Raw genomic sequence first — 7778 nt, forward strand, 5'->3', positions numbered from 1 at the left:
GGCATCCGTTAAATCGACGATGTAACGCTTCTGACTCATAATGATCTTCCTGGATTTGAGTCACCTTACCAGAAATAACCCCACCAGGCAAAGTTCCCTTGGCAGACTACTAGGATCCATCCCGCATGTTGAGAACGATGCTCCAAGCCTTCCATGATGGCATTGGCTAAATCATACTCATTGTCAAAAATTCTGCCCGCGATCTCATGCGTCTTGAGTTGATGCCACTGTGCTTCAATCGGATTCATCTCTGAACTATACGGGGGTAAGAAAAAAAGGGATAAGCCCTGCGACTGCCATTGTTGCCAGTGTTCACGCGCGAAGTGACTTGTATGAGCCGGACTGTTATCTTGAACAATGACGGTGATTCTTCCAGTTTGCTTTAGCAGTTGTTCGCTCTTGTCGGCAATCTGATTCATAAATTTGACATAGCGTTCCTGGTTAAAACTGCCCTGGACCAATCCATACTCGAACGAACGGTTCGGTTGCCATACCCCTAAAATACTGATGCGATCCCCATAGGACTTGATCTAGTCGAGACATTTCTGTTGGTTAATCCGGCTATCGCTGTAACTGACTGGACTTTCCAGACAACAGCCCGATTCATCCAGGTATTTCAATTCTAGATGTCCGTCCGCACAAGCTTGCTCTAGCAGAGCTAGGTCGGCTTGCTTGATTGCTCTCAACTCTAGGTTCTGCCGTCCTCGTTGCGAGTGCCGGGTTCGCTTCCACACAAAGCCCTTTTTTTAAGGATTCTACGAATCCGGTCGGCACTCAGTTCAACTTGTCGTTCTTCGGCAAGTTTGTGAGCCAGTTGTTTGCTGTTATACGTTTGAGGTTCCTGCTGGAGGCATTGTTCCAGATAGACTAAGTCCGCTTCCTGCCATTCTGGTTTCACCCCACGCCCAGGCGCATCCCACAGTCCGCCTAAACCCGCTTGTTGCCAACGACGAATCGTTTGTCGCACTATATTTTCCTGGCACTCAAAGATTTCAGCAATGGCGGGAACACTCCAGCCTTGCGCGTTGAGTCGAAGCATATGGGCACGGTCACGAATGCGTTGAGACACCGTTGTCGCCATGCGCAGTTCGCTCAACGTTCGGTCTTCTTCAGCCGTCAGAACGATATGGACAGGAGCAGGCATACTCAGCAAAACGAGGGAATTTGGTCTTCTTCTTATCCTACGTTTATTTGCACCTACCTACTTAGAACACAAGGCAGTCAGACTATTAGGACTAATAATTTCTAACCTTGCAGGTGAAGCCCAAGAACGATACATTCAACTTTGCCTGAACGTTTAGTGGAACTACCTGCGTAAGGTTACTTCATGCCCGTAGTTACTAGCCTTCCTCTGCTCAACCAGCAAAAACACCTCAGTACCTTGAGCTCCAATCTGAAACCGTCGTCTTAAAGTCTCTGTCCTTTGTAAATTGCTGGAATGGCGATCGTCATCAACATCACTAGATTGGCAGCCCAGAACAGGACAACAACCGCAAAGCCGATCAACGTTAAATCGGATAACGCTAATCCAGTGAATCCATCCCCTAATTGCCATAACCGAAAAGCCGTGTAGCAGAAGCCAATGGGCACTACGACACTCGAAACGAGCCACTGGCTGAACACCCGCTCAGAAATTAGCTGCACCGCAACAACTAGGAGGTAACTGCTCCAGAAGCTCACTGAATAGGGCTGTCCCCAAGCCTGAGCAAGGAGGACGATCGGCAATAGAACGCCAGCCACTAACGCTAACTTGACCCACCCTTTCAGAAATGACCATTGCGGTTCACTGAATCCAATGTCTGCTGAGAAGGGCAGGCGTTGTGCTTGCACACCCCAGCCATAACCTGTTGCAAGACTGGTGATGACCAGGATGAAAAGCATGATCGTGAATCCATCATTCGCTGTCATAACTGTTTCTTGTGTGAACTTCCAGCGTCATCTTTCGGTCTGCTTTAAAACTAACCTCATTCTCATGCTTTGCGAATCGCGACGGTGTAGGACAATCGCTGCCTCGCCTCTCGTTATGTTTTGGCAATCCGGAAGTCCAGATCGCAGTAAAGATGCTCCAATTGGGGTGTGGCTTGGAGAATTTTTTCGACCTTTTTCGCGGTCGATAGGTCAAAGTTCTTCAGCTTTGCCAACTTCGGAGCGGCAAGGGCCTTTTGGAACCAGGCATCTGCCACATTGAAGTGGACCCGAAAAACTGGACAGGTGGCTAAGCTCTGAACGATTGACTCATGATAGAGGTAGTTCATGGCAAACAAACGCAAACAATACAACGCTCAATTCAAAGCTAAAGTCGCCCTTGCCGCAATTCGGGGTGAGAAAACAGTAGCAGAATTGGCAAGCCAGTATGAGGTCCATCCGACGATGATCAACAACTGGAAGCGGCAACTGCTAGAGGGAGCGAGCAATGTCTTCGAGTCAAGCAGTTCCGCCGTCTCTGCTCAAAGCGACCAACAGGCACAAATTGATGAACTCTATCGGCAAATCGGGCAACTGAAGGTAGAACGGGATTTTTTAGCCAATAGGTCAGCACAGTTGGGCTTGAAGCTCGAAAAGCCTTGGTGATGGCTGACCATTCTCACTTAGGCATTGTGCAGCAATGTCAATTGCTCAAGCTGGCGCGGTCCAGTCTGTACTATCAGCTCAAAGTTCGACTACATCGCAAAACATTGTGTTATTCCAAGTCAGAAGAAATGCTGACACATTCAATCCGCTTGTTACTTCACTACTTAAGATTTTGGGATGTCCCAATTCCTACTTGATTCCTCCCTCTATTCAGCAACGCCGCTTTTCTGTTGGTTTAGCTGAGCTTGAGCCGGGAGTAGCCCCATCTCTTTTTTAAACTGATAAAGATCATGCTCCCTCTCCAGCAATTGAAAGTGGCTATCGAGTTGAGCGAAACTGGTAATAGATGTCTTTGAGCGAACTTGATGGTCAGGATCAACGTTGACCTGCTGTTTCAATTCTTCCAGTTCACACTGCACCTCATAATCTCTCCAGGCTTGCTCATAACAATCGATAATCGGAGAGCCATGACCACGACCACTGAGGCTGTCGAGGACCAATAAAGCCCCGACGACTGGCAGGGCATTCATAATGAATAGTCCAGCTTTCATACTGACCAGTCCTATCCAAGCAGCAGTTGCACTGGCATGGGCTGCTCCATGCAATGTTCCGATCGCCGTCCCAGTTTTCGCAATTCCAATCGCACTCGCTGCAGTATTGATAATGGGATTGCTGAGGATAAACGCGGCTCCAACAGCCGTTTCCTTTTGCATGGCTTATTTTTCTCCAGTCTTTAGTTTACTGTTGGACGATCGGCTCAGGTATAAGAATTAACTCAGTGCTCACACCCTTTCAATTCTGCACGGTAGGATAGGTCGCGGCAATAAATCTTTTATTAAGCGATGGAGATTAAGTACTGCTATGTCTGAACTATAACTAAGTGGCAATTAACTTTCGTCACTGCTAGACCACTACTGTCCAAGCACTTTGTTATCCCCTGCTGCTCAAATAATCCATAGTTCTAAAGCTTTAGTAGAAAGGATTTAGGAAGTCCTCACATTTCGAGGAGAATATTCCGTAGTTCTTGGGTGCGCCTAGTGAATGATGGGCACAATGTAACTGCTCAAGCACTTCTGTTCCTCCTGCCGTTCCAGATCGATCGCATCCGTGGGCAGCGGCTGGTTCATCGGATAGCCGTTGCTTCGGCGCAGCCAACCGTAGAACGATCGCAGCGTATTCAGCACATGATTAATCGAGGTTGCCTTCAGCCCCTTACTCTTCAACTCCCGCCGATACTTGCCAATATCACTGGGTGTCACATCGAGCCAGGATTTGTCGCACCACGCCGCGAAGCGGATCAGTTGTTCGCGATAAGTGCGCTGGGTATTCTCCGCCTTTCCCGTCTGGCGCAGGAACTCCTCGATCTGCCAGTGACGTAAATCTGGAGGTTCAGATCGCCGAGGTTCCTCCTTGCCGCCCTCAAGGGGCACGATCACGATCGGGAGAACAGGGTCACTGGGAGAATCAGTCACCGTCGATCGTCAAGTTATTTCAGTTTTAGGTCAAGATAACTTCACTAACATCGCCCCGGAACAGCAGGAGGTGACGAGAAAGCTAGATTTTTCCAGTATTGAGTAGATCAGGAGGAGTTATCAGGAGAAGTTAAGCTAACACCTCTGCCGTTGTCGTTCCACTTCCAGACGAGGACTGACCGTCTTGTTCTGTCGCTTCAATTGCAAATCGACAGGATTGTAGAATCAGATCCACTTGGGCGATCGTTAATTCTGTCTTTGGCTTTCTGGTGATTTTGTCAATCAGAGATCTAATTGACAGAGTCCCGCAAGCTTCTTCCCCTAACGTCCCTCATTGATAAGTTTTCCTTAAGCTCTCCTAGCTTAAGGATCTGCATGAACAGAGGAATGAACATTTGAGGTGGATACATTAACTTATTGCCATTTCCTAATGTAAGATTGGCTGAACACCCGTACTGCTCGGCCTGTGAAAATCAACCGCCACGACCAAGCTAAAATCCTCTCGCCACAGGAGATTGCTTGGTTGTTTGATGGCAAAGTGGGGGTGGTTTCAGATCTGAAGCTATTGCGGCTGCTGGCTTGGATTGGAAAAGAGGAAGGAATGGAGGCGAGCGACTTCCTGATCGTTGCGGACATCGTTTTCTAACCAGTGATAGGGGTCAGAGATCGCCTGTCCAAAATGTTCCTCAACGACATCGCCGCGCTTGGTTTCAGGATAGGCAATTGTAGTAGGCATCATGGTTGTGAACTCCGAGTAAGCGGGGGCGAAATGAGTGGTAAAGAGTAGCGCGATCGCGAAAAGGGATGCGCGGCGCATCAATATCTTGATCTTTTGAAATGAGAGTCAAAATCCGAAGAGGTTGAACTCTAGGGAACCTCGAAAAATTGACATCTGATCTCAATATGAGATCATGCAGGAGAGTACCACCTTGCTCCATAGGCTATGGGACAACTCGGTTTTTGGAACCTGGACGAACGCTATCAAAAGCTGCAACAGAAGCAGGACTTGCTGGGGCATCTGAATGAGGTGGTGCCCTGGAAAGAGTTCCGCCCCCGCTTAAATCAGATCCACCAAAAGGATCGTAAAAGCCCCGCTGGACGAAAACCAACCGATGTGGTGATGTTCAAAATGTTGGTGTTGCAGAAGCTGTACAACATCAGTCATGAAGCACTGGAGTATCAGGTGAACGACCGCTTGTCCTTCATGCGTTTTCTAGGCTTTGGGCTGGAAGACAAGGTGCCTGATGCTACGACTGTATGGTTGTTCCGTGAAAACCTGCAAAAGCAGGAACTGCTCGATAAACTGTTTGAGCAATTTGAATCCTACCTTCAGCAACAGGGGTATGCGGCTAAAGGCGGACAGATTGTGGATGCAACTCTCATTCCGATACCAACTCAACGCAATTCATCAAAGGAAAACGAGCAATTAAGCAAGGCAAGCAACCACAAGAGTGGGCAGAAACCCCTCATAAAGCCAGGCAAAAAGATACCGATGCCCGCTGGACGAAAAAGCACAAGAAAAGCCATTTCGGCTACAAAAATCACATCAGCATTGATGTGGAGTATGGCTTTATTCGCGGGTATGCGGTGAGTGATGCCAGCAGCCATGACAGCCAGATGTTAGGAGCGGTCTTGGATGATGACAACGCTGACCCCGATGTATGGGCAGACAGTGCCTACCGTTCAGAGGCGATTGAAGAGGTATTGGAAGGGATGGGATTTGACAGCCATATTCATGAGCGGAACTATCGCAATCGTCCATTAACCGACCGACAGAAAGACGATAACCGAGAACGCTCCAAAATCAGAGCAAAAGTGGAGCATGTCTTTGGCGATTGGACCAGCAGCATGGGAGGTAAACTGCTGCGAACGATTGGCATCAAGCGCGCCAAGATGAATTTAGGGTTGAAGAATTTGGTGTACAACTTCAAGCGGTTCGTGTTTTGGCAGGTGAGATCTGCCCAAACATCCCAGTAAGGGGAGAAAAGTGTCTAAAAATCATCGTGGGAGGGATTCAAGCCGCAGGATTGGAGCTAGGACTGATGGATGCAGCCTTATTGTTACTGCCGTGTCTCGAATGAGACTCAAAATCCACTCTGAAATTCAATTAATCGAGGTGCCCTCTAGTAATTCTTGTCGTGATTTTGCAGTTTTGAACATGTCATTAACTTACATAACCTGATTGCCTGACACATCTTTCAACGTAGGTTGGGTTGCGCTGCACTTCACCCAACCTACGGTATATCTGAGCAGTATCCTGTTGTTGTGTCATGAGTTGTTTTCTTTGATTATTTGAAGACATGGGAACACTCCTATTGATCAATTCCTGTTGATTGATGAGTTGCGTCATGAACAGGAATTGAATCACACCAGTACACTCCGCCATTCACTCTCCTTTGTGATTGAAGGTAAGTTTACGTGAACAACTCACGCTTAACAGCAGCCTTCATACCAAGTCACTTCTGGAAGTTCGTCTGATCGCAATCGATTTACAATGCCGTTTTCATCGGTTTCAAACACGATACGGTAGTTGCGATCGCCCACATCAGTTGGTATATAAGTCAGGTAATAACCACCCTGAACATATTCGTGTGGTTACACTTCGATACTTTGTAAAAGTAAACACGGACATTGCACCAACCTCATCGCCCAGTCACATCACTGTTCGATTGCTAAATTTCTGTTTTAGCAATGAGCGGAAGTTTTTCTTCTTGACATGAAATACCACTACTTTGACAGAGGTTAGGGCTTGTTAAAAAATAACTTCACGATGGTGCGTTACGCTAACGCTAACAGCACCCTACGGTTCAATAAAACCGTGAAATTGTTTCTTTACAACGCCTTAGTGTTCCTGGTGGTAAAATTTGCTCTACAACTTCCAGTGCTTCTTCAGAAGTCATCATTGAACCTCCTAAATCAGCCCTTGACGTAAAGCAACTACGGCAGCCTGTACACGATGATCAACTCCAAGTTTGTTGAAGATACCACGTACATAAGTTTTTATAGTGTTGTGACTCAGATATAGATGGGCTGCAATTTCAGAATTACTTTGACCTTCCGCCATGAGTTTCAAAACTTCTAATTTACGAACTGAGAGGTTGTGAGTAGGTGTTAAAGACATTGAGGAGGAATATTTTATTCTTTTCATGAAAACCTCTGACATTTTGCTAGAAAGGTTTTGATGACGAAAGCCCTTAATTCGACAATCTTGCCGTCACGAAAGCGCCAGATGTCACAGTACGAGTAATCAGCTGCCTTCCCGTCTTCGTCTTTCATAGTGATGTTGCCAAGTGCCGTGACAAAATCACCCTCGGCGATTAAGTTGGCGACCCTAAACGTTGGCGGCTCTACGTATGTCGTTGCCATCCATTGGCGAACGGCTTCTTTTCCGTTCAGGGTCTTATCGCCTACAAATGTCCATTCCGTGTCGTCAGCGCAGAACGACAAGAATCCTTCATAATTGCCTTCAGCGATCGCCGCGTTTGCCGCTTCTAAGATTGCTTTATTATTCTCTGACATTTGAACCTCTCCTGTACATACCCGATGAAACACTTGCTCTGATTAAGTTTTAGCTCGTGAGCATTGCCTACTCTACTGACTCTATTGTTTCCAGGGGAGCGGCGATCGATAGGGGTTTTCGCGCATATCTAGGACTTCCCAAGTTGTAGGATTGACTTGCCCTGTGACTGGGATTTCGTACCGTTGCTGTAAATCTCGTATTGCAGAAGCTGTAAT

At 47.2% G+C, this 7778-nt stretch carries 7 protein-coding genes and 5 pseudogenes; 3 read left to right on the forward strand and 9 right to left on the reverse strand.

Going from position 1 to position 7778, the window contains the following annotated elements; translation table 11 throughout:
• Nucleotides 1-65: 65 nt before the first annotated feature.
• The 3 genes and pseudogenes from NDI45_RS30320 to NDI45_RS30330 all read right to left on the reverse strand — a co-directional run bounded on the left by NDI45_RS30320 (nt 66) and on the right by NDI45_RS30330 (nt 2255).
• Nucleotides 66-1144: pseudogene (locus NDI45_RS30320) on the reverse strand (IS630 family transposase).
• A 263-nt stretch (nt 1145-1407) separates the two neighbouring features.
• Nucleotides 1408-1908 (reverse strand): hypothetical protein, encoded by a 501-nt coding sequence (locus tag NDI45_RS30325; RefSeq protein WP_348250012.1) that lies wholly within the window; start codon nt 1906-1908, stop codon nt 1408-1410.
• Nucleotides 1909-2021: 113 nt separating this feature from the next.
• Complete coding sequence (locus NDI45_RS30330; protein ID WP_190794718.1) at nt 2022-2255, reverse strand: hypothetical protein; 234 nt, start codon at nt 2253-2255, stop codon at nt 2022-2024.
• Between NDI45_RS30330 and NDI45_RS30335 the strand changes: the two genes are divergently transcribed.
• Together NDI45_RS30335 and NDI45_RS30340 are read left to right on the forward strand one after the other, a co-directional pair.
• Nucleotides 2254-2571 carry a transposase gene (locus NDI45_RS30335; RefSeq protein ID WP_190794719.1) on the forward strand — a complete coding sequence of 106 codons (318 nt, stop codon included), beginning with the start codon at nt 2254-2256 and terminating at the stop codon, nt 2569-2571. The two genes, NDI45_RS30330 and NDI45_RS30335, sit on opposite strands and share 2 nt — an antisense overlap.
• Nucleotides 2572-2657: 86 nt before the next feature.
• Nucleotides 2658-2768, forward strand: a pseudogene (locus NDI45_RS30340) (IS1 family transposase); the annotation flags it as partial.
• Between the two features lie 9 nt (nt 2769-2777).
• Here the strand turns inward: NDI45_RS30340 and NDI45_RS30345 are convergent.
• The 3 genes and pseudogenes from NDI45_RS30345 to NDI45_RS30355 all read right to left on the reverse strand — a co-directional run.
• Entirely contained in the window at nt 2778-3284 is a 507-nt protein-coding gene (locus NDI45_RS30345) for a hypothetical protein (RefSeq protein WP_348250013.1), read from the reverse strand.
• A 321-nt stretch (nt 3285-3605) separates the two neighbouring features.
• On the reverse strand, nt 3606-4043 hold the full coding sequence (locus NDI45_RS30350; RefSeq protein WP_348250014.1) for a site-specific integrase: 438 nt from the start codon (nt 4041-4043) through the stop codon (nt 3606-3608).
• Nucleotides 4044-4653: 610 nt separating this feature from the next.
• Nucleotides 4654-4872, reverse strand: a pseudogene (locus tag NDI45_RS30355) (hypothetical protein); the annotation flags it as partial.
• Between the two features lie 114 nt (nt 4873-4986).
• On the opposite strand from NDI45_RS30355, the pseudogene NDI45_RS30360 reads away from it, so the two are divergent.
• Nucleotides 4987-6020, forward strand: a pseudogene (locus NDI45_RS30360) (IS5 family transposase).
• A gap of 934 nt (nt 6021-6954) precedes the next feature.
• Here the strand turns inward: NDI45_RS30360 and NDI45_RS30365 are convergent.
• The 3 genes and pseudogenes from NDI45_RS30365 to NDI45_RS30375 form a co-directional block, all read right to left on the reverse strand.
• A pseudogene (locus tag NDI45_RS30365) lies at nt 6955-7143 on the reverse strand (LuxR C-terminal-related transcriptional regulator); the annotation flags it as partial.
• Nucleotides 7144-7187: 44 nt separating this feature from the next.
• The gene (locus tag NDI45_RS30370) at nt 7188-7562 is read right to left on the reverse strand and encodes a nuclear transport factor 2 family protein (RefSeq protein ID WP_190789651.1); all 375 of its coding nucleotides are present in this window, start codon (nt 7560-7562) and stop codon (nt 7188-7190) included.
• 81 nt (nt 7563-7643) lie between these two features.
• The gene (locus NDI45_RS30375; RefSeq protein ID WP_348250015.1) at nt 7644-7778 is read right to left on the reverse strand and encodes a peptidoglycan-binding domain-containing protein; all 135 of its coding nucleotides are present in this window, start codon (nt 7776-7778) and stop codon (nt 7644-7646) included.

The organism is Leptolyngbya sp. GB1-A1, from assembly GCF_039962475.1.
In the GTDB taxonomy this organism is placed as follows: Bacteria; Cyanobacteriota; Cyanobacteriia; order Elainellales; family Elainellaceae; genus Leptolyngbya_A.